Origin of the sequence: Amycolatopsis nalaikhensis (genome assembly GCF_030264295.1) — a bacterium.
GTDB lineage: Bacteria > Actinomycetota > Actinomycetes > Mycobacteriales > Pseudonocardiaceae > Amycolatopsis > Amycolatopsis nalaikhensis.
Genome location: NZ_CP127173.1, coordinates 8,315,078 through 8,340,053 on the forward strand (window position 1 = coordinate 8,315,078; position 24,976 = coordinate 8,340,053).

Genomic DNA, 24,976 nt, shown 5'->3' on the forward strand with positions numbered 1-24,976 from the left:
AACGAACGGCTGGTGGATGAGCAGCAGCTTCGGGGTGTTCCTCGGCTTGGACGTCGGCAAGGAAGCCCATCATGCGGTCGGCCTCGCCCCGGACGGCAAGCGGTTGCATGACGGCCCGCTGCCCAACACCGAACCCAAACTGAAGGCCCTGTTCGACAAGCTCGCCGCGCACGGACCGCTGCTGGTCGTGGTCGATCAGCCCGCCACGATCGGGGCGTTGCCGGTCGCGGTCGCCCGCGCCGCAGGACACCAGGTGGCGTATTTGCCTGGCCTGGCCATGCGCCGCATCGCCGACCTCTATCCGGGTCGCGCGAAGACCGATGCCCGGGACGCGTTCGTCATCGCCGATGCCGCCCGCTCCCTGCCGCACACCCTGCGCCCGGTCGATGTCGATGACGAGGCGTTGGCGGAGCTGGAGGTGCTGGTCGGGTTCGACGACGACCTGGCCGGCGAAGCCACCCGGATCAGCAACCGGATCCGTGGGCTGCTCACCGGCATCCACCCCGCTCTCGAACACGCCATCGGCCCGCGGATCAGCCACCCAGCGGTGCTGGAGATCCTCTCCCGCTGCGGCGGCCCGGCCGGCATCGCCAAGGCCGGCCGCCGCAAACTCACCGCCATCGCCAAAGTCCACGCGCCCCGCCTCGGCGGCAAGCTGGTCGAGGCGATCATGACCGCGCTGGGCGAGCAGACCGTCACCGTCCCGGGCACCGCCGCCGCGGACACGGTCCTGCCGCGGCTGTCCGACAGCCTCAAAACGGTTCTCCTGCAACGGAAACAGGTCGCTGAGCAGGTTGAGGGGATACTTGATGCGCACCCTCTTGCCGGGGTCCTGACTTCGATGCCCGGCGTCGGGGTCAGGACCGCAGCCCGCATCCTGCTCGAGGTCGGCGACGCCTCGAACTTTGCCAGCTCGGGGCATCTGGCGGCCTACGCGGGCATCGCCCCGGTCACCCGCAGCTCCGGCACCAGCATCAAGGGCGAACATCCCGCTCGGACGGGCAACCGCCAGCTCAAACGCGCGTTCTTCCTCGCCGCCTTCGCCGCGTTGTCTGACCCGACCAGCAGGGCCTACTACGACCGGAAGCGGGCCGAGGGCAAGAAACACAACGCTGCGCTGATCTGCCTGGCCCGCCGCCGCTGCGACGTCCTCTACGCCATGCTGCGCAACGGCACCCACTACCGACACCCCGAACCCGCTCCGGCCCCCGCCGCGGCTTGACAACCACATAGGGACACCCCCCACGACTTCTGGCGCCGCTGAACCCCGAGCTTTCACGTGAAAGCTCCGGTCCTCAGGCCAGCGCGTGCCGCCCGTAGGCCCGGGACTCCGCGCTCTGGTCGAGCAGCCGGGCCGCGACCCGGCCGATCGCCGCGTCCAGTTCCGCTCGGCTTCCCGTTCCCCAGTCACCCAAGCGCTCCGCCAGCCAGTCGTGCCAGGCTCGCACCACCTTGGCGAACTCCTCGTGCCCCGATGGCGTCAGCTCCCACCGCCCGCCCGTGTACCGCAGGTACCCCGTCAGCTCCAGCCGGTTGAACGCCGGTTCCAGCACCGGTGCGGGCACGCCGAAGTGCGCGCCGATCGCCTTGAGCGTCGCCGGTTCGCCGCGGCGCTCACGCAGGTGGACCTGCAGCAGGCACCAGATCCCGCCCTCGTCGAGGTCGGATCCGGCGCGCGCGACGATCGCCGGGGCCACCTTGCGGCGCTCGCGGAAGAACAGCGTCGCCACCGCGCGCTCCAGCTCGCGGTCGTCCGTGCGGGCCTCCGGCATCGCGAACCCGTCGCCGAGGTCCGGGGCCGCCGCGCGGGCCGTGTCGCGCAGCGGGACCTCCTTCAAGAAGAACGCCAGCGCGAACGCCAGCAGCCCGACCGGTGCCGCCGCGAGGAACACCACGTGCAGCGAGTCGCTGTACACCTTGATCACCGGCGCCGATACCGACTCCGGCAGCGCGTGCAACGCCGTCGGCACCTGCAGTGCACGCGGGTCGACGCCCGGCGGCACCGGCAGCGCCGCCAGCTTCGGCGTCAGCTGGTTCGCGTACACCGTCCCGAAGATCGCCGCGCCGAACGAACTGCCGATCGACCTCAGGAACGTCACACCCGACGTCGCGACGCCCAGGTCGGCGTAGTCGACCGTGTTCTGCACGGCGATGGTCAGCACCTGCATGCCGAGCCCGATGCCGAGGCCGAGCACCGCCATGTACGCCGACGCCTCCCAGAACCCCGTGTCGGTGTCCAGCCGCGACAGCAGGTACAGCCCGATCGTCATGCCCGCCGCCCCGACCAGCGGGAAGATCTTGTACCGCCCGGTGCGGCTCACCGCGTTGCCCGCGGCGATCGACGCGACGAGCAGCGCCAGCACCATCGGCAGCAGCCGCACCCCGGACGTCGTCGCCGACGTGCCCTGCACGTACTGCATGTACGTCGGCAGGTACGACAGCGCCCCGAGCATCGCGAAGCCGACGACGAAGCTCATGATCCCGCCGACGGTGAACACCGGGTTCCGGAACAGCCGCATCGGCAGCATCGGTTCCTTCGCTCGCGACTCCACGAGCACGAACGCCGCCAGCAGCACCACCGAGCCGATCGCCATCCCGATGATCACCGGTGATCCCCACGCGTACTGCGTGCCGCCCCAGCTCGTGACCAGCGTCAGCCCCGTCGCGGCGAGGCCGATGAGCAGGATGCCGAGGTAGTCGATGACCGGCTTGACGACCGCGCGCGCGTTCGGCATCGCCGACGACGCCACCACCAGCACCACGACGACCAGCGGGATGTTGACGTAGAACGCCCACCGCCACGACAGGTGGTCGACGAAGAACCCGCCCAGCATCGGGCCCGCCACGGTCACGACGCCGAACACCGAGCCGAGCACGCCCTGGTACTTGCCGCGTTCGCGCAGCGGGACGACGTCGGCGATCAACGCGGTCGAGGTCACCATCAGCCCGCCGCCGCCGAGGCCCTGCACCGCGCGCCAGACGATCAGCCACACCATGCTGTCGGCGAACCCGGCGCAGAACGAGCCGACGCCGAACACGATCACCGACAGCTGGAACATCAGCTTGCGGCCGAAGAGGTCACCGAGCTTGCCGACGACGACCGTCATGATCGTCTCGGCCAGCAGATAGGACGTGACGACCCAGGAGAGGTGGCCGGCACCGCCGAGGTCGCCGACGATGGTGGGCAGCGCGGTGCCGACGATGGTCTGGTCCAGCGCGGCGAGCAGCATCCCGAGCAGCACGGCACCGAACACCGCGTTGACCCGGCCGCGGCTCAGCGCCGCGGGTGCCGGCTCCTGGGCGACCTCCGCGGTGGCCGTCATCCGCACCCTCCTCGCTCGGCCTCCGAGGCTAGTGCGCGCCGTCCACTGTGGATAGCCACCCGTTCCGGTGGTCCGGGCCGGTCAGAGCGTCCAGCGGTCGTGCGGCGGGGACTCGAGGACCAGGTCGCCGTCGACGGCCGCGGCGATCTCCTCGGGCGTCCAGACCTCCTGGTGCAGCACCGGGCGGATGATCGCGGGCTGGCGGATCGCGTGCAGGTGCCCGTCGGCGAGCCGCAGTACCTGCCCGGTGACGTGCGCGGAAAGGTCGCTGAGGAGGTAGGTCACCAGCGGCGCGACCCGCTCGGGCGGGTCCGCGTCGGGGTTCCCCTTGGGGTCGGCGGCCATCAGCCGGGTCCACGCGATCGGGCTGACCGCGTTGACGCGCACGCCGAACCGGGCCAGGTCGGCCGCCCACGAGTACGTCATCGAGGCCACCGCGCCCTTCGACGCCGAATACGCGGCCGCCCCGCGCTGGCCGATCATCGACCCCGACGTCACGTTGACGATGACGCCGCTCCCCTGGCCGCACATCACCTTCGCGGCGGCCGTGCCGCAGAAGTGCGGGCCGAGCACGTTGGTCTCGACGAGTGCCCGCGTGCGCTCGGCGTCGTCGTCCTCCCACGGCGGCGCGTGGTAGCCGATCGCCGCGTTGTTCACGAGGCCGTCCAGCTTCCCGAACCGCTTGCCGCACAGGGTGATCAGGCTCCGCGCGTAACCGGCGTCGGCGACCGAGCCGACGCTCACGACCGCCGTGCCGCCGTCCCCTTCGATCGCGGCGACGGTTTCCTCGGCCGGTTCGGCGTCGACGTCGTTGACGACGACCGCCGCGCCCGCCCCGGCCGCGTGCTGCGCGAAGGCCCGTCCCAGGCCCCGCCCGGCTCCGGTGATGACGACGGCCCGGCCGTCCAGGAGGCTCACGCGCGCGTCAAGGTGACGAGGAACGGCCGGAAGCCGTGGGAGTCGTAGAACGCGAGCGCCGGTTCGTTGCCCGCGAAGGCCGTCACGCTCACCTCGTTCGCCCCGCGTTCCCGCGCCCAGGCCAGGAAGGCGTCGACCAGCGCACCACCCACGCCCTCGCGACGGCGTTCCGGCGCGACGCGGATGCTCTCGAGCACCGCGCGCACGACGCCGGGCCGCAGCGGGTCGGGCCGGCTCAACTTGCCGACCAGGTGTCCCCCGCCGTCGCGGGCGAGCAGGCACAGGCAGTCCGGGTCCGCGATGAGACCCGCGTAGTAGCCCGGGCCTTCGCGGTCGGGCCAGCTGGTGTCCATGAAGGGGTCGTGCCGTCCGCCGTCCTCGGCGAACAGGGCGGCCGCGGAGGCCACCAAGGCGGGCAGGTCTTCGGCCGAGCACACCGAAACAGTCATGCCCAGCACGGTATCGGGCTCATTTTTCGGTGTAAATTTCGACTTTCACGGCCCCAGGTGCGCCAGGCTCTCCAGCGCGAGCTGCTCCAGGTGCCCGGCGGCCGCCGCGCCGCCGCCCGCCGCGTGGAACGACGCCGCCACGGTCTCGGCGGCCCGCCGGTACGACGGCTCGGTCAGCACCTCCTCGACCGTCGCCGCGATCCGGTCGGCGTCCGCCCGGCCGAACCGCAGCCGGACGCCCGCCCCCGCCGCGACGACCTGCGCGGCGACGATCGGCTGGTCGTCGCGGATCGGCGCGACCACCAGCGGCAGCCCGTGCCACAGCGCCTCGCAGACGGTGTTGTGGCCCGCGTGGCACAGCACCGCGTCCACTCGGGACAGCAGCGGCAGCTGCGGAACGCGCGGGCACACCAGGACGTTCGGCGGGACCGCGTCGAGCACGCCGCCCGGATCCACGACGACCGCTCGCGTGCTCGTCCCGGCGAACGCCGCCGCCGCGGCCGTCAGGAATCCCGCGCCCGCTTCGGTGTTCGCCGTGCCGAGCGACACGAGCACGGTCGGCCGGAGCGGGTCGAGCCACTCCCACGGGAAGTCCGTTGTGGACGGACGCGACCCCAGCGCCGGTCCGATGAGCCGGACGCGCGGGGGCAGCGTGACCGCGCCGAGCAGCTCGCGCGTCGTGAACGCCAGGACGCCGTGCGGGGAGAACCGCGGGTCGGCGCTTCCGCGGCCACCGGCGATCCGGCCGCGCAGGTCGGCGAGCAGCCCGGTGACCCAGTCGGCGACCTTCGGCATCCCGGCGAGGGGGTCGGCCAGCTCGGCCGACGTCGTCGCCGACGTCACCCACGGCAGCCCGCGGGCTTCGGCGAGCAGCCCACCGGCGAGTGCCTGCTGGTCCGCGACGACGACGTGCGGCTCGAACGCGTCGAGGGCCGCGCCCACGCCCGGCGCCATCGCGTCGGCGAGCGGGACGAGGAAGTCCTGCCAGAGGAACCGCAGCGCGGCGGGTCCCTTGAGCCCGGCCGGCCGCTCGGGCGCCGGGGGCACGGCGCAGGCGAACACGAGCGCGTCCGGGCCGACCAGGTGCCACAGCAGCTCGTCGTGGCCGGCCCAGGCCACCTCGTGCCCGCGCGCGGTGAGCTCGGCCGCCACCCCGGCCGCCGGGTTGACGTGCCCGACCAGCGGCGGGACGACGAACAGGAACCGGGCCACTAGCGGGCCCGCGCCGGGGGGCGCGAGGTGTCGCGGACCCACCCGAAGACCAGCTCGATCACCTCGGCGGTCCGCTCGACGAGCACCGAATGCCCCTGGCCGGGCAGCACGACGCAGCGGCAGCGCGCCAAGTGCGTCTCGAAGTGCGGCACCTGCGCGGCCAGGCCCGAGTCGCCGCCGAAGACCGCGAACACCGGGCAGCGGACGGCCGAGAGGTCCGGCGCGATCGTCGCGCTGCGCGGGATGTCCTCGGCGATCGTGGTGGTCTGGAGGATCTTGTTCGCCGCCTTCGAGAGCCGCGCGGTGTGCGCGCCGTGGTTCGCCTCGATCCACTCGATGACCTCGTCGACGGCCAGCCGGTTCTTCGCGTCGGCGAGGCCGTCGGCCATGTGCCGCGTCCACTCCGGCGTCGGCGGCTCGCCTTCGATGACGACGACGCTCGCCACTCGGTCGGGCCGGGCCGCGGCGAGGCCGAACGCGACCGACGCGCCGAACGAGTTGCCGACGACGTGCACCGGCCGCGTGACCCCGCAGGCGTCGAGGACGGCGACGAGGTCGTCGACGAACCGCTCCAGCTGGTACCCGGACTCGGGCCGGGTCGTGCGGCCGTGCCCGCGCAGGTCGTACATCAGCACGTCGAGCCCGCGCTCGGCGAAGGCGGGACCGAGGGTGAAGTAGTAGCTGGCCAGGCTGTCGGTGAGCAGGCCGTGGACGCACACGACGACCGGCGCGTCGCCGTCCAGCGGCACGTCCGGGGCGAGCCGCTGGACGTGCACGTCCAGCTCCCCCGCCCGGATCCGGCTCACGCGCTCGCCCGCAGCGACGCGACGACGTACCGGACGAGCTCGCCGACGGTCAGCGCGATGATCTCGTCCAGGTCGCGCTCGGCGATGAAGGTGGCGAAGTTGACGCGGTCGCCGTAGTGCTCGCGCAGCTGGCCGGACAGCGCCACCAGGTCGACACTCTCCAGCTCGAGATCGTCGTGGAAGGTGGTGTCCATGGTGATCTCGACGTCGTCGAGGCCGTACTCCGCGAGCAGCTCGCGCAGCATCCCGCCCAGCTGGGCGAGGACGGCCGCCTCGCCGGTGGCGGTGGTTTCGATGCTCATTCGGCGGTCTCCTTCGTCTCTTCGGTCCAGGCGACGACGTAGCGGGCGACGTCGGCGCAGCGGACGAGGTGGTCGCGCCCGGCGGCCCGCACCGTCAGCTCGTCCGGCGCGGCCGCGACGACCTCGAAGTCACGGGGCTCGCCGCGAAGGCCGGTGCCGAGCAGCTTCGCGACGGCTTCCTTCGCGGTCCAGAAGCGGGCGAACCAGCGTTCCGGATCCCCGGGCAGGCTCGCGAACAGGGCTTGCTCCCCCGCGCCGAGCGCGGCATCCACAGTGGACTCCGTGCGGGCGGCGACCTCTTCGACGTCGATGCCGCACGGGCCGTGGCGGGCGATGGCGACGCCGACTTCCCCGCGGTGGGCCACGGAAATCGTCAGTGGCGGCAGCTCCCGGCCGTAACCCCCGGTCACGTGGGGGCGACCGGCGTCGTCGTTGCCGATGCGGAAGCTGGCCGGGAACATCTCGGGTTCGCCGCGGGCCCAGAGGAACTGGCGGACGGCGTCCTTCGCCGCGATCCGGCCGAGCAGCCACTGGCGGCGCCCGCGCGGCGGACGGCGTTCGTACGCTTCCCGCTCAGCCCCGGCGAGGTAGTTGCGCATGATCAGCTCACGGGTGGCCAGGTCCGGCCACTCCTCGCGCACGAGCGCCCAGCCGCCTGCCTGTTCGAGGGACAACGTCGAGCGCTCGGGCGTCCGGTCGGCCTGCCGGATGTGCGGGGTGCTGTCGAAGCGGCGGTCGCGCCAGCCGGTGAACTCGGCCCAGACCTGTCCGTTGTGGACGAGCTGCATGTCCGCCTCGAGGAACTCTTCGGTCAGTGACGTGATCTTCACCAGGCACTCCAGGCGTTCGCCCGGCGCCGGGTGCGGGCCGTGGAACCGGATTTCGCGCATCGCGACCGGGAAGACGGTGGTGCGTTCCGGCAGCCGGGACATGATCCAGTACCCGAGCACCTGGCCGACGTTGTCGAGCAGCGCGCCGGGCGCGGCGGGCGTCGTCAGCAGGGCCCGCACATGGCGTTCGCCGACCGCGGTCAGCTCGGTGACGCCTTGGAAACGCGGGCCGTGGAACATCCAGCGCTCGGCGTAGAGCTGGGCCGCGGTGGTTTCTGGGACGCGTTCCTCCGACGCCGGGAAGCGCCAGGGTGCGGGCGCGTCGGCAGGATAAGCGGGAGCCAGTTCGACGACGGCCTGGGAGTAGCCCACCAGGGCCGCGAGCACCCGGTCGGCGCCCTGGGGCCGCACCCGCACGGGCACGGTGACCGGCGGGACCGCGGTGATCCACTGCGTCAGCCGGACGTCGTGCACGGCGACCGCGCGGCGGCCGGGCGCGGCCTGCTCGGCGAAGCCCATCAGGTGGTCGATGACCGTGGTGGCGGGGACGACCGGCCACCGATCGCCCGGGTCGGCCTGCGGCGGCTGCTTGAAGAAGCAGTGGTCCAGCAGGTACGGCATTGTCTCGACCGACACGGTCAGGCTCGTGTCCAGCTCCCGCGGCGGCCGAGCTTTCACGCGTCCCAGGACGGAGCTTTCACGTGAAAGCTCCGCGTCGGGGCGGGCGGCGAGCACCGTGGACGCCAGGTCGGCCGTGTCGGCCAGGAGGGCGGCGAGCTCCGCGGCGAGCGGCCCCTTCCCGGCCAGGTCGTCCACTGTGGACCGGCGGGTGGCCGGGAGCGCGAGGTGCGCGCGGACTCCGTCGTCCAGGGAGATCAGGCGGCCGCCGAGGTCGAGTTTGACGGCCCTGGGCGCGGCCGGACGTTCGCCCGGGAGGCGGGCGACGTCGAGCCCGTCGACCCACAACGCGGTCGTGACCCGGCGCAGCTGCGCGAGGCCGGGCCGGTGAGCCGAGTGCGCCGCCACGACGAGGTGTTCCTCGCCGTGCAGGGTGTCCCCGACCAGCGAGCCGAGCTGGCCCGCGCCGAGCTGGACGAACGCCCGGAACCCGGCGTCGTGCATCGCTCGCACGAGCGGCCGGAACCGGACCGGTTCCAGCAGGTGCCGCACGAACAGCTCGCGGACCTCGGCTTCGGCCGCCGGGTATTCCGCCACGGTGGTGGCCGACCAGATCGGTGTTTTCGGCGGGTGCAGGGTGAAGCGGGCGGCCGCGTCGCGGATCGGGCCGAGGTACGGCCGCAGCATCGGGGTGTGGAAACCGGACCGGAACGGCAGCACCTGCGCGACGACTCCGGCGTCCCGGAACTTCGTCACGAGTTGCTCGACCGCCGCCGCCGGGCCGCAGACCATGGCCTGGTTCGGGGAGTTGTCGTGGGACAGCACGACGTCCGCACGCGCGGCCAGCTCGTCGAGCACGCGGTTCGCGGGCGCGCCGACCGCGGCGAAGGCGAGGCCGGGGACGACGAGCGCGTCCGGGTCGAACCCGGCGAGGAACGCGTCGACCTCGGCTTCCGCGTGCATCCCGGCGACGGCCATCGCCGTCCATTCGCCGAGGCTGTGCCCGGCGACGGCGTCCGGCGTGACGCCGATCCGCCCGAGCGCCGCGTGCAGGAGCCTGCCCAGCTCGAACACCGCCGCGCCCTGCCGTCCGACGTCGCCGACCTCGACTTCCGCGTGCCGCCAGGGCAGCCCGAAGTGGCGGGCGACGTCCCCGCAGTTCAGGGTCAGGTCCGACTCCAGGCCGGGGAAGACGAACGCCACCTTCCCTCCACCCGGCCCGAGCAGCGGGCGGTCGGTGAACCAGACGTCGTTGCGCCCCCGCCACGGCCGTCCGCGGCCGACCGCCTTCCGAGCCAGGGCCAGCCGTTTCTCGGTCGGGTCGACGATCCCGAGCCGGACCGGGCCGTCGCTGGTCACGGGCGTGCCGGGCCGGTCGAGCAGGGCGCGCAGCTCGTCGACGCTCCTGGCCGCGAGCCGCAGCACGCGCTCGGGTTCGTGGACCACGACCGGCGTCACGCGGTGCGGCGCCTGCTCTAAGACGACGTGGGCGTTGATGCCGCCGAAGCCGAACGCGTTGACCCCGGCCCGGCGCACCGGCGCGTCCCACGGCTTGGCGACGTCCAAAGTGGAGAAGCGCGTCTCGGCGAGCGCGGGGTGCGGGTCGTCGCAGTGCAGGGTCGGCAGCAGGACGCCGTGGTGCACGGCCAGTGCCGCCTTGACCAGCCCGGCGATCCCGGCGGCGGGCATCGTGTGGCCGATCATCGACTTGACCGAGCCGAGGACAGCGGTGCCCTCGCGGCCGAAGACCTCTTTCAGGGTGGCGAGTTCGGCCGCGTCCCCGGCCGGGGTCGCCGTGCCGTGCGCTTCGAGCAGGCCCAGGGACTCGGGGTCGGCCGGGTCCAGTCCCGCCGCCGCCCAGGCCTGGCGGACCGCGCGGACCTGGCCACCGGAGTCGGGGTTGGCGAGGCTCGCGGTCCGCCCGTCGGAGGCGACGCCGGTGCCGGTGATCACGGCGTAAACGCGGTCGCCGTCCCGTTCGGCGTCGGCGAGCCGCTTGAGCACGACGACGCCGGTGCCTTCACCGATCAGCACGCCGTCGGCGTCGCGGTGGAAGGGCCGGATCCGCTCGGTCGGCGACAGCGCGCCGAGCTGGGTGAAGACGCTCCAGAAGGTGATGTCGTGGCAGTGGTGCACGCCGCCGGCGAGCACGACGTCGCAGCGCCCGGTGGCGAGCTCGCGCACGGCGTGGTCGACGGCGATCAGGGAGGACGCGCAGGCGGCGTCCACGGTGTACGCCGGGCCGCGCAGGTCGAGTCGGTTGGCCAGCCGTGACGCGGCGAGGTTGGGCACCAGCCCGATCGCGGACTCCGGCGCCTCGGGGCCGAGCTGGTCGGTGAAGACTTCCCGGACGGCCTCGAGCCGCTTTTCGTCGAGGTCGGGCAGCAGCTCCCCCAGCGTCCGCACGAGCTGGGTCGCGGTCCGGACGCGCTGGTCGAGCCGCACCAGCCCAGGCGTCAGGTAGCCACCGCGGCCGAGCACGACGCCCACTTTCGCCCGATCGGCGGGCAGCCGGTCCGGGCCACCGGCGTCCGCGACGGCCTGCGCGGCGACCCGCAACGCGATCAGCTGGTCGGGTTCGGTGGCGGGCACGGAGTTCGGCATGATCCCGAACCCGGTGACGTCCACTTCGGCCAGTTCGTCGACGAACCCGCCGCGCCGGCAGTAGACCCGGTCGGCCCGGCGTTCGTCCGGCGCGTAGTGCGCGCTGTCCCACTTCTCCGGCGGGACGTCGGTGATCGCATCGACGCCGCCGACGAGGTTCCGCCAGTAGGTGTCGAGGTCGGGGGCGCCGGGCAGCAGCACGGACATGCCGACGATCGCCACGCGCATCGCCGTCACCACCCGGAAGCGGTGTGGACGACGACGTCGGTGTCCGGACGGCCCCAGGCGAGCTCGCGCAGGAGGCCGAGGGCGCCTTCGTCGGGATCGATGAGCGCGACGCCGCGGCGGGCGTACTCGCGCATGAGCTCGGGGGTGACCATGCCGCTGCCGGAGGGCGCCCACGGTCCCCAGTGGACGGTGACGGCGCGTCCGGCGGGCCACCGCCTGCCGAGGTGTTCGAGAGCGTCGTTGGCGGCGGCGTAGTCGGCCTGCCCCCGGTTCCCGAGCGCGGCGGCGATGCTGCCGAAGAGGACGACGAACTTCGGCTCGTCCGGCAGGTCGGCCGTGGCTTCGAGGAGGGTCCGGGCGCCGTCGGCTTTGGTGGTGTAGACGCGGGCGAAGGACTCCGGGGTCTTGTCGGCGACGAGCTTGTCTTCGATGACCCCGGCGGCGTAGACGATCCCGTCGAGGCGGCCGTGCTCGGCGTGGATCTCCTTGACCGCGCGGTGGACGGCCTCGGCGTCGAGCATGTCGACGGACTGGTAGCGGGCCGGGCTGCCGAGTTCGTCGAGTTTCCGGAGGGTCCGGCGGATCTCACGTTCACCGGTGATCCGGCGGACGGCTTTTTCGATCTCGGCGGGGTGCCGCATCCCGCGGTCGATGAGGGCGGCACGGAGGTTCTGTTCGTCGGGAAGGTCGTCATTCGCGACCGGGGTCCGCCCGAGCAGTTCGATGCGGCAGCGCGCGGCTCCGGCGAGGGCGGCGGCGAACCGGGCGGTGATGCCCTTGCCGCCGCCGACGAGCAGGACAACGGATTCCCGGTCCAGGCCGATCGCTGCTGCCTCGGCTGCGCCGTCCCCGGCCGGACCAGCGCCGCTGGTGCCGAGGAGACCGAGTCCTTCTTCGGTGGCTTTGAGCCCTATGCGGCGGTTTTCGGCCCGGATCACGACTGGCTCGCGGTCCACCGTGGACAGCTCCGCGACGAGCTCTGCGGGGTTGGGGTTTTCCACGACCCGGGCGATCGTGTCGGGGTATTCGCGGGAGATGCTGCGGTAGAAACCGCGGAGGCCTTTGGCGGGTCCGGCCGTGAGCAGCCACCGTGGCCGGGTGGCGAGGGCGGCTTTGTAGAGCGGGAAGGCGGCCGGGAGGACGGTCTCGGTGGCGGGGAGGTGGAGGTAGCCGTCGAAGCCGGGACGGACATCGTCTCCGATCTCGGCGGTGGCTCCGTGGTCGGTCAGCTCTGTGCGGACGGCCTCGGCGAAGGTCCCGGCGCCGAGGATGAGGAAGCGGCGGCCGGAGATGTCGGGCGCTGCCGCGGGAGGCAGGTCGACTTCAGCCAGGACGTACCGCTTGGGTGCGACGATGACCGGCTCGGCCGACTCGGTGGGCCCCGCCGACCGCGCGAGACCTACCACTGCCTCAGCTACCCCGCCAGGCTCAGCCACCCCGGTGCGGTCCGCTCCAGCCCCTCCGAGCACGTCGGCGATCCCGGCCGCGGTCCGGGCCTTCGCGACCGCCTCCACATCCCCGGCACCCAGCCGAGCGGCCAGCTCACCGGCGATCTCCGCCTGCTTGATCGAGTCCACACTCAAATCAGCTTCCAGATCGAGGTCCGGCTCGATCATCTCCACCGGATAGCCGGTCCGCTCCCCGATCACCTCGACCACGACCTCCAGCACCGAGCGCCCCAATGTGGCCTTCGGTGCGTGAGACGCACCCAAGGCGGCCTTCGGTGCGTCAGACGCAACCAAGGCCACATTGGGGCGCTCCTCCCCGACCAGCTGGGCGATCGCCGCCGCCGTGCGGGCCTTCGCCAGCTCCTCCACGTCCCCGGCCCCCAGCCGGGCCGCCAGTTCGCCCGCGATCTCCGCCCTCTTGATCGAGTCCACACTCAAATCAGCTTCCAGATCCAGGTCCGGCTCGATCATCTCCACCGGATAGCCCGTCCGCTCCCCGATCACCTCCACGATCGTCTCGAGCACGGTCCGCGCGGCCGGAACCACCACCGGCGGCGACTCGATCACCGGCGCCTCACCGCCGAAGAAGCCCAGAAGAACATCCCGCTGGGCCGCGATCATCTCCCGGCTCGTCCGCAGGAAGTCGGCAATCATCGCCTCCGAAGATGATGGAGCCGAAGCCGGAGAACCAAGCGAGACCCGCTCGGCCGGACGCAAACCACCAGCCGGGATCGAACCATCCGCCGCCCGGACCAAGTGCCCATCCACCGTCCAACCAGGACGCTCAGGCGGCACCGTCACGGCGTCGCGGCCACGGAACAACCACTCCGTCTCGACCGGCACCCCCGCCACCGTCAGCCGGGCCAGCACGTCGAGGAAGCCCGGCACCCCTCGGCGGCCCGCCTGCTCGAACCCGACCGTCCGATGGGGACGGTCGCCGAGGATCGCCGCGATCTGCCCGGACAGCACCGCACCCGGCCCCGCCTCGACGAACACCCGCGCCCCGGCCGCGTACATCGCCTCGACCTGCTCGACGAACCGCACCGGCGCCCCCACCTGCGCGGCCAGCTCGCCCCGGATCCCGTCCGGATCCGCCGGGTACGGCGCCGCCGTCCGGTTCGCATACACCGGCACGGAAGGCGTCACGACGCCGATCGCGTCCAAGGCGCGGCCCAACGCCTCCCCGGCCGGAGCGACCAGCGGGCTGTGGAACGCGCACGCGACCGGCAGCGGCTTCACTCCGAGACCGGCCGCCCGCAGCCGCGAAACCGCGGCCTCCACCGCAGCCGTCGCGCCCGAGATCACCGTCTGACGAGGCGAGTTGTGGTTCGCCAGTACCACGTCGGACACCACCGCGCGCACCTCGGCGGCCGACGCCGCGACCGCGGCCATCGCCCCCGGATCCCCGGCGGGCACCGCGTCGAGGATCGCCGCCGCCCGCGCGTGGCTCGCGTGCAGCAACGCCTCCGGGGTCAACGCGCCCGCCGCGGCCAGCGCCGTCAGCTCGCCGTAACTGTGCCCGCCCAGCATCGCGGGCCGCACCCCCGCCCGGGTCAGCAGCCGGAACGCGGCCAGCCCGGCCATCCCGAGCGCGGGCTGCGCGACGCGGGTGTCGGTGACGCGAGCGGCAGCCGCCCGCCGCTCGTCCTCCTCGAACACCGCCGGGCCGTACACCACCGACGCCGTCGCCGGATCCAGCCGCAGGTACCGCTGCAGCTCGGGGAACGCGACGAACAGCTCGGCGAACATCCCCGGCCGCTGGCTCCCCTGGCCCGGGAACAGGACGGCGACCGAGCCGGGCTCCGCGTCGTCCGCGCGGAACACCCCGGGGCCGTCCTCACCGGACAGCGCGCGCCGCAGCAGTCCGGTCAGTTCCTCCACAGTGGACGCCACGACGGCGAGCCGTACCGGTCGTCCTTGCGCCCGCCGGGACGCGGCCAACGCCAGGTCCCGCAGCCGCCACGGACCTTCCGAAACCAAGCCAAGCAACTCCTGGGCCGCCGACTCCGTGGCGAAGGTGAACAGCTCGGCGGGCCATTCGTCGGCCGTCTGAGCAGGCGGGACGCCGTCGTGCGCGGCGAGCACCACGTGGAAGTTGGTGCCCCCGAAGCCGAACGCGCTGACCCCGGCGATCCGCTCGGCGGGCGGCGCGGCCCACGGCTGCGCGGCCGACCGGAACACGAACGGGCTCGTCGAAGGGTCCCACCCCGGGTTCGGCGAGGAGACGTGCAGCGTCGGCGGCTTGACGCCGGTGTGCAGAGCCAGTGCGGTCTTGATCAGCCCGGCCAGTCCCGCGGCGCACTTCGTGTGCCCGATCTGCGACTTGACCGACCCGATCGTGCAGCCACCCGGAGACGCGCCCGCCTCGGTGAACACCTTCGTCAGTGTGGCCAGCTCGGTCCGGTCGCCGACGATGGTGCCGGTCCCGTGCGCCTCGACCAGCCCGACGCGCGCGGGCGACACCCCGGCGTTGCGGTAAGCGCGGGTCAGCGCGGTGTGCTGGCCCTCCGGCCGCGGCGCCGTCAGCCCCAGCGCCCGCCCGTCGGAAGCCGCGCCGACGCCCTTGATCACGGCGTACACGCGGTCGCCGTCCCGTTCGGCGTCGGCGAGCCGCTTCAACGCCACGCACGCGACGCCTTCGCCGAGCGCGATGCCGTCGGCCGCGCTGTCGAACGTCGCCGACCGGCCCGTCGGCGAGAGGGCGTGCGCCGAGGCGAACAGCAGGTAGTCGTTGATGCCGTTGTGCAGGTCCGCGCCGCCGCAGAGGACGAGGTCGCTGGTGCCGGCGGTCAGCTCCTTGCAGGCGACGTCGACCGCGGTCAGCGACGAAGCGCAGGCGGCGTCGACGGTGTAGTTCGCCCCGCCGAGGTCGAGCCGGTTGGCGATCCGCCCGGCGATGACGTTGGCCAGCACCCCCGGGAAGGAGTCCTCGGTGAGCCGCGGCAGCCGTTCGTCCAGTTCGGACGGCAGTTCGCCCACATAGGACGGCAGCACGGTCCGCAGCGTCATCGCGTTCGACAGGTCACTGCCCGCCTCGGCGCCGAACACCACCGACGTCCGGGCCCGGTCGAACGCGCGGTCCCCGTAACCGGCGTCCACGAGCGCCCGGTGCGCGGCCTCCAGCGCCAGCAGCTGCACCGGCTCGATGCTGGCCAGCGACGACGGCGGGATGCCGTATTGCAGCGGGTCGAACCCGATCTCCGGCAGGAACCCGCCCCACCGCGACGGCGTCCGCTCGCCCTGGCCGTCGCGGTCGTAGTACAGGCCGACGTCCCAGCGCCGCGGCGGCACCTCGGTGACGGCGTCCACTCCGGACAGCACGTTCGCCCAGAACGCGGCCAGGTCCGGGGCCTGCGGGAACATGCAGGCCATGCCGACGATCGCGACGTCCAGCGGTTCGGGTGCGGGCGGCTCCGGCGTGGCGCCGCCGAAGGACGCGGCCCGGGCGCGCAGGAACTCGTGCGCGCCCTCGCCGACGGCGTGGTGCAGGTCCGCGATCGTGGTGACGGCCGAGCGCAGCACCGCGACCTCACCGGCCATGAACATGCCCTCGGCGAGCTGCCGGTCCTCCGCCACCGCGCGCAGCTCGGCGCCGACGCGCTCGATCCCCTTGCTCGCCAGGCGAAGCCGCCCGACGTTGAGCGTCTCCAGCTGTTCCCACGCGTCGCGGCTCGGCACGCCCCGCTCGGCGAGGTCCGCCTTGACCGCCGCGTACTCCACCGTGAACGGGCTCCGGACGCAGCGGGTGGCGTGGCCGGGCGCGGTCTCCAGCAGGTCGGTGTGCCGCGCGGCCAGGAGCTCGCGCTGGAACACCGGGAGCACGGCGCCCGCGTCGACGGCCTCGCGGGTGAACAGGTAGGCGGTGCCCATCAAGACGCCGACCGCCGCGCCGCGAGCCGCCACCGGCGCGGCGAGCGCGGCCACCATCGCGGCCGAGCGCTCGTCGTGGACGCCGCCCGCGAACAGGAGCTGAAGGTCCGCGTCGGGGTACTCCGCGAGGACACCGAGCTGCGCTTCCCACAACGCGAAACTGGTGCGCGGCCCGACGTGCCCGCCGCACTCCGAGCCCTCGAAGACGAACTTGCGCGCCCCGGCCGCCAGGAACTGCCGCAGCAGCCCGGGCGACGGCACGTGCAGAAACGTCGAGATCCCGGCGTCCTCCAGGGCCGCGGCCTGTGCCGGGCGGCCGCCCGCGATGATCGCGTGGGTGGGCCGCACGTCGCGGATGACGTCGAGCTGCGCGGCTTTGACGTCGTCGGCCGCGAACCCCAGGACCCCCACGCCCCACGGCGCGTCGCCGACCGCTTCGCGAGTGCGTTCCAGCACATCGCGGGTCTGGTCCGGGCCGGACAAGGCCAGTGCGACGAACGGCAGGGCGCCGCCCGCGGCCACCGCGGCGGCGAACGCGGGCTGGTCGCTAACGCGCGTCATCGGGCCCTGCGCGACCGGCAGCGCCGTGCCGAGTGCGCGGCTGCCCGCGCTCCCGGGCCCGAGGATCCGGGTCTCGGTCCGCAAGGCCTCGTCGACGGCGTCGCGCAGGCCGCGCACGGCCGCGGTCACCGTGCCCCAACGGTCCCGGAACCTCGTAGCGAGGAAGACGTCCTGGCCGACTTCGACCGGCTCGGCGCCCCGCCGGGACAGGACCCGTACACCGTCCACAAAGGTCGTTTCGGAGCCGTCGAGGCCGGTCAGGGCCGCGGTGAGCGCCGACGGCAGCTCGGCTTCCGGCAGCAGGGCGAGCTGGGTGTCGACGACGACCCCGGCCGCGCCGCCCGCGATCGCCGCCGCGGCGGTGTGCGGTCCGATCCCGCCCGCGGCCCACACCGGGACGTCAAAGTCGTCGAGGAGGGCCTGGAGCAGCACGAACGTGCTCAGCTCCCCCACCCGGCCACCGCATTCGTGCCCGCGCGCGATCAGCCCGTGTGCGCCGTCGGCGACCGCCCGGGCCGCCCCGGCGCGCGAGGTGACCTCGGCCAGGACGCGGCGTCCGGGGAAGTCCCGCGCCGTACCCGGGGAGTCTTCGGTGAGCACGACGGTGGTCGCGGCATCGGGCAGCTCCGCGGGCGGCGTCGTGAGCCGGACGCCGAACTCGGGGACGTTCCATTCCACCAGCAGCGCGAGTTCGTCCGCGGCGGCGGTGCCGCCGGTCAGGTCGAGCACGCCGAGCCCGCCCCCGCGCGCGGCGGCCGCGACCCCGCGCGCCGACGGCCACCGCAGTGGCGACACGGCGACGACCGGGACGCGGTCGTCTTTCGAGACACGCATGGGAACTCCCGCTATGCACGAAAGGGTGATCAGCAACGGGGTGTTACTTAAGCGGCTCCACTCCGTTCCGTCAACAACCCACCGCGATTTAGTGCGGCTCGTTCAGAAAATGCCGGACGGACCTGGCGAAGAGCGCAAGAATTAACGTGTACGTCATGTACCACCAGGTGGAAGCCTGTGGTCCGCATGGCATACACCCCGGATGGAGCAAGGCTTCTCACCCGGTGGACGCAGCGCCCCTGCCCACACCGGACCACGCCATCCGAAGGGTCCACTGTTTCCCGGACACCACGAACAAGTGTCGCCACAGTAAATCCGGCGGCGACGCGCGACCATTTTCGCCATTCCTTTTGCACGGCATTTCTGGCGAGTGACGCCTAATGCTCACCCGGCACTTTTACCCACAGCCGAAAGTAGGGACGAAAAGCCCGGGCGAGCCACACCCGTCCACGCATGGGTCCACTGTGGATTCAGGGCGCGCCCGGGTTTCGCGTGCTCACACGATCCACGACCAGCGGGTACGAACGACCCACGACAGCGCCCGTCCCGCCGGACGAGCCGGACGACGGCCGGTATTCGACCGGACACCTTCGGTATCCCAAGCTGCCCGCACAGCGCCCAGCGGTCGAAAACCTCGAACTTCGTGACAAATTTTCCTGAGACGGACCTGAAAGGCATTCGCGTACCTGTCGGTAACATTAGACGGATCGTCTATGCTTGGACTCGATGTCCAACGTGAGGGGTGGTCGTGGAGTACTGGTACACCGACGAGCGCTCGGGAACGCGCTACCCGGGTGACCCGCTGCGGTGGCGCGGCGACGACGGCGCCCCGCTGACCGTCGAGCCGCTGGCGGGCCTGCGCCCCGGCGACGTCGACACCGGCGTCCGCTCGCTCTGGCGGTACCGGGCCGCCCTGCCCGGCGACCTGCGGCCCGTCTCGCTCGGCGAAGGCCGGACTCCGCTCGTCCCGCAGCGCTGGGGCGACGTCGAGGTCGGGTTCAAGCTCGAGTGGTTCAGCCCGACCGGCAGCTTCAAGGACCGCGGCTCGAGCGTGATGGTCTCCGCGCTGGCCGGAGCGGGCGTGACGGAACTGCTGGAGGACAGTTCGGGCAACGGCGGCTCGTCAGTCGCGGCTTACAGCGCCGCCGCCGGGATCGCGGCGACCGTGTTGGCCCCTGAGGGGACGTCGGCCGCGAAGGTGCTGCAGACCCGGGCGTACGGCGCGACGGTCGAACTGGTCCCGGGCACGCGCGACGACACGGCCGCCGAAGCCGTCCGCCGGTCCGCGCGGACGACTTACGCGAGCCACAACTGGCACCCCTTCTTCCTGCAGGGCACCAAGACGCTGGCCTACGAGCTGTGGGAGGACCTCGGCTTCCGCGCGCCGGACGCGGTCGTCACGGTGGCCGGCGCGGGCAGCCTCGTGCTCGGCTGCGACCTCGGGTTCGGCGAGCTCCTGGCGGCCGGGTCGATCACCCGGCGGCCGCGCCTGCTCGTCGCGCAGCCGCGCAACTGCTCCCCCATCGACGCGGCCGTCCACGACCGGGAGCCTCCGCCGTTCGCGCCGACGGTCGCCGAGGGCACGGCGATCCGCCACCCGGTGCGGCTCCCGGAGGTCGTCGCGGCGATCCGCCGGTCGGGCGGCGACACGGCGGCGATCGACGAGGACACCATCGCGACGGCCGCCCGCCGCCTCGCGTCAGCGGGGCTGTACGCGGAACCGACCAGCGCGACCGCCGCCGCGGCGATCGACGTCTTCCGCGAGCGCGGCGCGATCCGGCCGGGCGAGACCACGGTCGTGGTGCTGACCGGGTCCGGGTTGAAGGCGCCGGACAAGCTGCGGGAGCTGATCGGATGACCGAGGACGAGCTGCTGCTGCGCGAGGCCGAGAAGATCGCGCACGCGGTCGGCCGGATGTTCCCGGGGTTGTGCGAGGTGGTCCTGCACGACCTGCGCGACCCGGCCCACGCGGTCCGCGCGATCGAGGGCGGGCTGTCCGGCCGCGCGGTCGGCGACCCGGCGACCGAGCTGGGCCTGGCGCGCATCGCCGACCCGGGCTTCCCGGACGTGCTGCAGAACTACCCGAACCGCTTCCCGGACGGCCGCCCGGCGAAGAGCACGTCGATCGGCATCCGCAACGCGGAAGGCGAGTACGTGGCGGCGTTGTGCCTCAACCTCGACGTGTCCCTGCTCGGTTCGGCGGCACAGGCGCTGACGCGCTTGGCCCGCACGGACGACCCGCCCCCGCTGGCGGAGACGTTGCGCGCCAGGACGAGCGACGAGCTGCGAGCACTGGTGGAGGACTACGCGACCGAGCGCGGCCACACCCCGCGAACCCTGCCGACGGCGGCGAAGAAGGAGTTGGTGCGGTCGTTGAAGGCGCGCGGGTTTCTGGAGCTGAAGAACGCCGTGCCCGCGTTGACCGACCTGCTCGGGATCTCTCGCGCCAGCGTCTACAACTACCTGCGCTGAGTCAGTCGCACTGACGTGGGTCACCCGGTCGGTGACCCGCTGTGACGGAGATGGCGTACAGTGACCCCTGCCACAGACGTGAGGGGGACTCATGCAGCGGGACGACTCTGCGCGCACCGTGGGGTTTTGGCGTGCGGTCGAGATGCTCAGCCCGTCCACCGTGCCGAAGGTCGAACGCGGCGGACGCGACGCCGAACAGCGGGTGTTCGACCTCGACGCCGACGAGATCACGCCGTGGGAGCGGGGGCACCCCCTCACCGCCGAGCCCCTGCCCGCTCACCTCGCCTGGCAGTTCACGGTCTACGGCGGCATGTACGACCTCTCGTCGATCCGCGACGCTCTTTCGCGTGCGTTCGGGGACGACGACAAGCCCGCCGAAGCGCGGAAGGGCGGCTATGCCGCTCTGTTCGCGCTTTCGGTCGACGCGGACGGCTTCGTGGTCGAAAACTCCGGGACGTTGTCGACGTGCGCCTGGGCTCTCGGCAGGCTCGGCGACCCCGGACCGGGCTCGCCGAGTTGGCTCGACGGTTTCGAACGCGAGAACCAGGCCTTCGCGGCCGGCCTCGACCGGCTGGCGCCCCCGAAACCCGAGACGGATTCGCCGCCGGGGCCGGGTTCGGCGGTGCGGGCGCTCGGCGAACACGCGAAGAAAGCGGCCATCGACGCGGCCGGCGCCGGGGCGAAGGCCACGGGTGCGGCGGTCACCACGGCCGCGGCCGCCGCCGTGGGGTCGGTCGCCGGCCCGGTCGTCGGCGGCATCGCCGGTGCGGTCGCCGGCACTTTCGCCGAGAAGCTGCTGACTCTTCCGAAGAAGGAAGCCGTGGCCCCCGCCGACGGGAGCACCGAGCCGCGGGCGCCCCGGTTCTCGCTCACCGCGGAGGCCCTCCACGAATTCGCCGCCGAACTCGCCGCGGCGCTGGGCGTCGCCGACGTCCTGGCCCCACAGGGAATCCGCATCCAGTGCACGAAGGTCCGCGTCAAGAACTCCGCCGAAGCGGCCGACCAGACCTTCTTGAACAGCTTCATCGCCGACGACCTCGCGAAGATCGAACGAGCGGTCCGGCGCGACGACATCGGGATCGGGCTCCGGAGCTACCTGGAAAGCGGCTCTTCGGCTCGGCACGTCGAGCGCATCGATGTCCGCGACCGGCCGCATGCGGTGATCGAGGGAGTCGAACCGCCGGCCCAGCCGACCGGGCGCTGGCCCGGAGCGGTCACCAAGCCGTTGGTGCTGAGCCAGCAGTTCGCGGTCGACCGCATCATGGCCGATCTCGGGGACGGTGCCGGGGTGTTCGCGGTCAACGGGCCTCCCGGTACCGGCAAGACCACCCTGCTCCGGGACGTCATCGCCGCGATCGTCGTCACCCGGGCCCGTGCGCTGGCGAACCTGTCGAACCCGGCCGACGCGTTCACCGGCGAGATCGAGCGGGTGAAGATCAACGACCGGTATTCCGTGCCGGTCCGTCGCCTGGCCGCCTCGGTGACCGGAGCCGAAATCCTGGTCGCCACGGCGGGGAACACCGCCGCCGCCAACGTCACCGCCGAGATCCCGGGCCTCGCGGCCGTGGCCGGCGCCGAGGCCGACGCGACCGCTGCCGACTACTTCACCGACCTCGCCTCCCACGTCCTCGACGCCCCGGCGTGGGGGTTGCTGGCCGCCACGCTCGGCAGCCGGAAGAACTGCGGCGTGTTCGCCAAACGGTTCTGGTGGGGCGACGAAGCCGGTCGTGCCCGTGCCTCCGCGGACAGCGGACCGCCCGCCGAAGACGTCCAGGGGATGCAGAAGATCCTCCGCCGCGCCCGCGACGAACCCAGCGCTGCCGGGACCTGGCAGGAGGCGGTGACGCGGTTCCGGGACGCCGAGGCACTCGTCACGAGGCTGGCGGCAGAACGCGCCGAGGTGGCGCGTGCCTTGCGGGAACGGCCGGACATCGAACGCGGGCTCCGCGCGGCCGACGCGGCTCTGGTTCAGCTCCGGCACCAGGAAACCGCCCTGCGGGACCAGTCCGCGCGGATCCACCACGGTCACGCCGCGGCCTCGGCCGAACTGCGGCGCGCCGCGACCGCGCACCACGACCACCGCGGGGACAAGCCCGGTTTCTGGGTTTCCCTGTCGACGTTGTTCCGGGCCGGGCGCGAGTGGGACGCCGAACACCGACGCCTCAAAGCCGCCCGTGACCAGGCGGAGCACGTGCTCGGCCAGTGGACCGCGGCACTTCACCAGCTGAACGCCGAAGGTGCCGCACTGACGGCTCGGCTCCAGGAACAGACTGCCGCCCGAGACCACGCCGCCGCCGTGCTCGCCACGGTCACCACCGCGCTCGCGGAAGCACGGGATCGGTGGCCCGGCTGCCTTCCCGAACCGCCGGCGCCCGGCGCCGACCAGGACGCGTTCCAGCTGGGCACGCCCTGGGCCGACCCCGAGTTCACGGCCGCTCGCAACCGGGTCACGCTCGAAGCCCTCCGGCTGCACAAAGAATTCGTCGTCAGGGCCGGAGCGCCGATGCGCGACAACCTGACTGCCGCCGAGGCGGTGCTCAGCGGGAACCCCGCCCTCACCGACCCCGCGCTGCTCGCCGTCTGGCAAACGCTGTTCCTCGTGGTGCCGGTGATCTCCACGACGTTCGCGTCCCTGCCCCGGCTCTTCGGTCGATTGGGACGCGAGGCACTGGGCTGGTTGTTCGTCGACGAAGCGGGCCAGGCGGCGCCCCAGCAGGTCGCCGGAGGCCTCTGGCGTGCTCGCCGTGCCGTGATCGTGGGCGATCCGCAGCAGCTGGAGCCGATCGTCACCTTGCCTTCGACAGCGCAGCGAGCCCTGTTGAAGCGCTATGAAGTCGCCGAAGAGTGGCTGCCGGATGCCGTGTCGGCCCAGCGCGTCGCCGATCGCCTCAACAGGTACGGCACGTTCCTGCCCGATCCCGTCGGCGAGGGTTCGACCTGGGTCGGTGCACCGTTGCGCGTGCACCGAAGGTGCGATCGGCCGATGTTCGAAATCTCGAACCAGATCGCCTATGGCGGCACCCTCATGGTCTACGGCACCGGGCCGCGACCGGACTACCCCGATCGGAACCGGTGGATCGACGTCCCCTCGGGCCAGTCCAGCACCAACTGGATCCCCGCCGAAGGCGAGGCGCTGGCCCAGCTGCTGGAGGAGTTGCGCGCGCACGGGGTGGACGCTCGTGACATCCGGATCGTCAGCCCGTTCCGCGCGGTCGTCAGCGGCGCGAAACAGGTGGCGAGGCGGGCGTTCGGCGACCGGTTCGCGCGCACGAACGTCGGCACCGTCCACACGGTGCAGGGTCAGGAGGCCGACGTCGTCGTCCTGGTGCTGGGCAGTGCCGCGAACAGCGAACGAGCCCGTCGGTGGGCCGCGGAAACGCCCAACCTGCTCAACGTCGCGGTCTCGAGGGCGAAGCGTCGTCTGTACGTGATCGGCGATCGGAAGCGGTGGCGGAACCAGCGGTACTTCGACGTCCTCGCCGCTGCCTTGCCGGAACGCTGAGTCAGAAGATCGACCAGCCGGTCAGCGTGGTGAACCGGTCCAAGGCGGACACCCCCGCCACGGAGTTCCCCCGCGCGTCCAACCCAGGACTCCACACGCAGACAGCACACCGCCCCGGCACGATCGCGACGATCCCGCCGCCCACCCCGCTCTTCCCCGGCAACCCGACGCGGTAGGCGAACTCCCCCGCCGCGTCGTAGGTGCCGCACGTCAGCATCACCGCGTTGATGCGCTTCGCCGCGCTCAGCCCCAGCAGGCGGGTTCCGTCGTTGCGGACTCCGTGGCGGGCCAGGAACACCGCCGAGCGGGCGACGTCCGCGCAGCTCATCGCGATCGAACACTGGCGGACGTACTGGTCGAGCACCGCGGGCACCGGGTGGCGCATGTTGCCGTAGGACGCCATGAAGTACGCCAGTGCCCGGTTGCGGTCCGCGTGCCCCGCCTCCGAGGCCGCCACCTCGGGGTCGACCGCGATCTCCGGCCGTCCGCTCTCCTCGCGCAGGAACGCCAGCAACGCGTCCGCCGCGTCGCCGTGGCGGGCCAGCTCGTCCGTCACCACCAGGGCTCCCGCGTTGATGAACGGGTTGCGCGGGATGCCGTCCTCGTGTTCCAGCTGGACCAGCGAGTTGAACGGGTCGCCTGACGGCTCACGGCCCACCCGGGCCCACACGCCGTCGCCGCGGGAGAGGACCAGCGCCAGCGTGAACACTTTGGACATGCTCTGCACCGAGAACGGGCGCTCCCAGTCGCCGACGCCGTGCACCGCACCGTCCACTTCGGCCACCGCCATGCCGAACTGCCGCGGCCGCACCCGGGCCAGGGCGGGGATGTAGTCCGCGACGGCGCCGCGGCCGACCTCCGGCGCGACGTCGTCGGCGATCCGGTCCAGCAGCGCCGCGAGGTCCACGGCCGTAGCCTAGAAGCCGCCTCCGGCCGGGTCGCGGGCGGCCCTGTCAAATCGAAACCGGGAAATACCGGGAAAACCACCGCCGTGATCTC

The 24,976-nt window shown here is 72.7% G+C and carries 13 protein-coding genes; 4 read left to right on the forward strand and 9 right to left on the reverse strand.

Annotated features, from left to right (window positions below; genetic code table 11):
* Positions 1 to 16: 16 nt before the first annotated feature.
* Positions 17 to 1,222: an IS110 family RNA-guided transposase gene (locus tag QP939_RS40540; RefSeq protein ID WP_285459953.1), complete on the forward strand. Its 1,206-nt coding sequence runs from the start codon at positions 17 to 19 to the stop codon at positions 1,220 to 1,222.
* A 73-nt stretch (positions 1,223 to 1,295) separates the two neighbouring features.
* Here QP939_RS40540 and QP939_RS40545 read toward each other — a convergent pair whose 3' ends face one another.
* The 8 genes from QP939_RS40545 to QP939_RS40580 form a co-directional block, all read right to left on the reverse strand.
* Entirely contained in the window at positions 1,296 to 3,323 is a 2,028-nt protein-coding gene (locus tag QP939_RS40545) for an MDR family MFS transporter (protein ID WP_285451868.1), read from the reverse strand.
* An 81-nt stretch (positions 3,324 to 3,404) separates the two neighbouring features.
* Entirely contained in the window at positions 3,405 to 4,241 is an 837-nt protein-coding gene (locus QP939_RS40550; RefSeq protein ID WP_285451869.1) for an SDR family NAD(P)-dependent oxidoreductase, read from the reverse strand.
* Entirely contained in the window at positions 4,238 to 4,690 is a 453-nt protein-coding gene (locus tag QP939_RS40555; RefSeq protein ID WP_285451871.1) for a GNAT family N-acetyltransferase, read from the reverse strand. Before QP939_RS40555 ends, QP939_RS40550 begins: the two co-directional genes overlap by 4 nt.
* Positions 4,691 to 4,735: 45 nt before the next feature.
* Complete coding sequence (locus QP939_RS40560) at positions 4,736 to 5,902, reverse strand: glycosyltransferase (RefSeq protein ID WP_285451873.1); 1,167 nt, start codon at positions 5,900 to 5,902, stop codon at positions 4,736 to 4,738.
* A complete protein-coding gene (locus QP939_RS40565) occupies positions 5,902 to 6,708 on the reverse strand; it encodes an alpha/beta fold hydrolase (protein ID WP_285451875.1) in 807 nt (268 codons plus the stop codon). Before QP939_RS40565 ends, QP939_RS40560 begins: the two co-directional genes overlap by 1 nt.
* Positions 6,705 to 7,010 (reverse strand): acyl carrier protein, encoded by a 306-nt coding sequence (locus QP939_RS40570; RefSeq protein ID WP_285451876.1) that lies wholly within the window; start codon positions 7,008 to 7,010, stop codon positions 6,705 to 6,707. The genes QP939_RS40565 and QP939_RS40570 overlap by 4 nt, the downstream gene beginning before the upstream one ends.
* Positions 7,007 to 11,290, reverse strand: coding sequence for a beta-ketoacyl synthase N-terminal-like domain-containing protein (locus QP939_RS40575; protein WP_285451878.1), 4,284 nt, complete (start codon positions 11,288 to 11,290; stop codon positions 7,007 to 7,009). The genes QP939_RS40570 and QP939_RS40575 overlap by 4 nt, the downstream gene beginning before the upstream one ends.
* 5 nt (positions 11,291 to 11,295) lie before the next feature.
* Entirely contained in the window at positions 11,296 to 18,003 is a 6,708-nt protein-coding gene (locus QP939_RS40580; RefSeq protein WP_285451879.1) for a type I polyketide synthase, read from the reverse strand.
* 748 nt (positions 18,004 to 18,751) lie between these two features.
* On the opposite strand from QP939_RS40580, the gene QP939_RS40585 reads away from it, so the two are divergent.
* The 3 genes from QP939_RS40585 to QP939_RS40595 all read left to right on the forward strand — a co-directional run bounded on the left by QP939_RS40585 (position 18,752) and on the right by QP939_RS40595 (position 23,977).
* Entirely contained in the window at positions 18,752 to 19,861 is a 1,110-nt protein-coding gene (locus QP939_RS40585) for a threonine synthase (RefSeq protein WP_285451881.1), read from the forward strand.
* Positions 19,858 to 20,475, forward strand: a complete 618-nt coding sequence (locus QP939_RS40590; RefSeq protein ID WP_285451882.1) for a helix-turn-helix transcriptional regulator — start codon at positions 19,858 to 19,860, stop codon at positions 20,473 to 20,475. Before QP939_RS40585 ends, QP939_RS40590 begins: the two co-directional genes overlap by 4 nt.
* A 91-nt stretch (positions 20,476 to 20,566) precedes the next feature.
* Complete coding sequence (locus QP939_RS40595) at positions 20,567 to 23,977, forward strand: DEAD/DEAH box helicase (protein ID WP_285451883.1); 3,411 nt, start codon at positions 20,567 to 20,569, stop codon at positions 23,975 to 23,977.
* A gap of 1 nt (position 23,978) precedes the next feature.
* On the opposite strand, the gene QP939_RS40600 is transcribed toward QP939_RS40595, so the two are convergent.
* A complete protein-coding gene (locus QP939_RS40600) occupies positions 23,979 to 24,884 on the reverse strand; it encodes a glutaminase (protein ID WP_285451884.1) in 906 nt (301 codons plus the stop codon).
* Between the last annotated feature and the right edge of the window lie 92 nt (positions 24,885 to 24,976).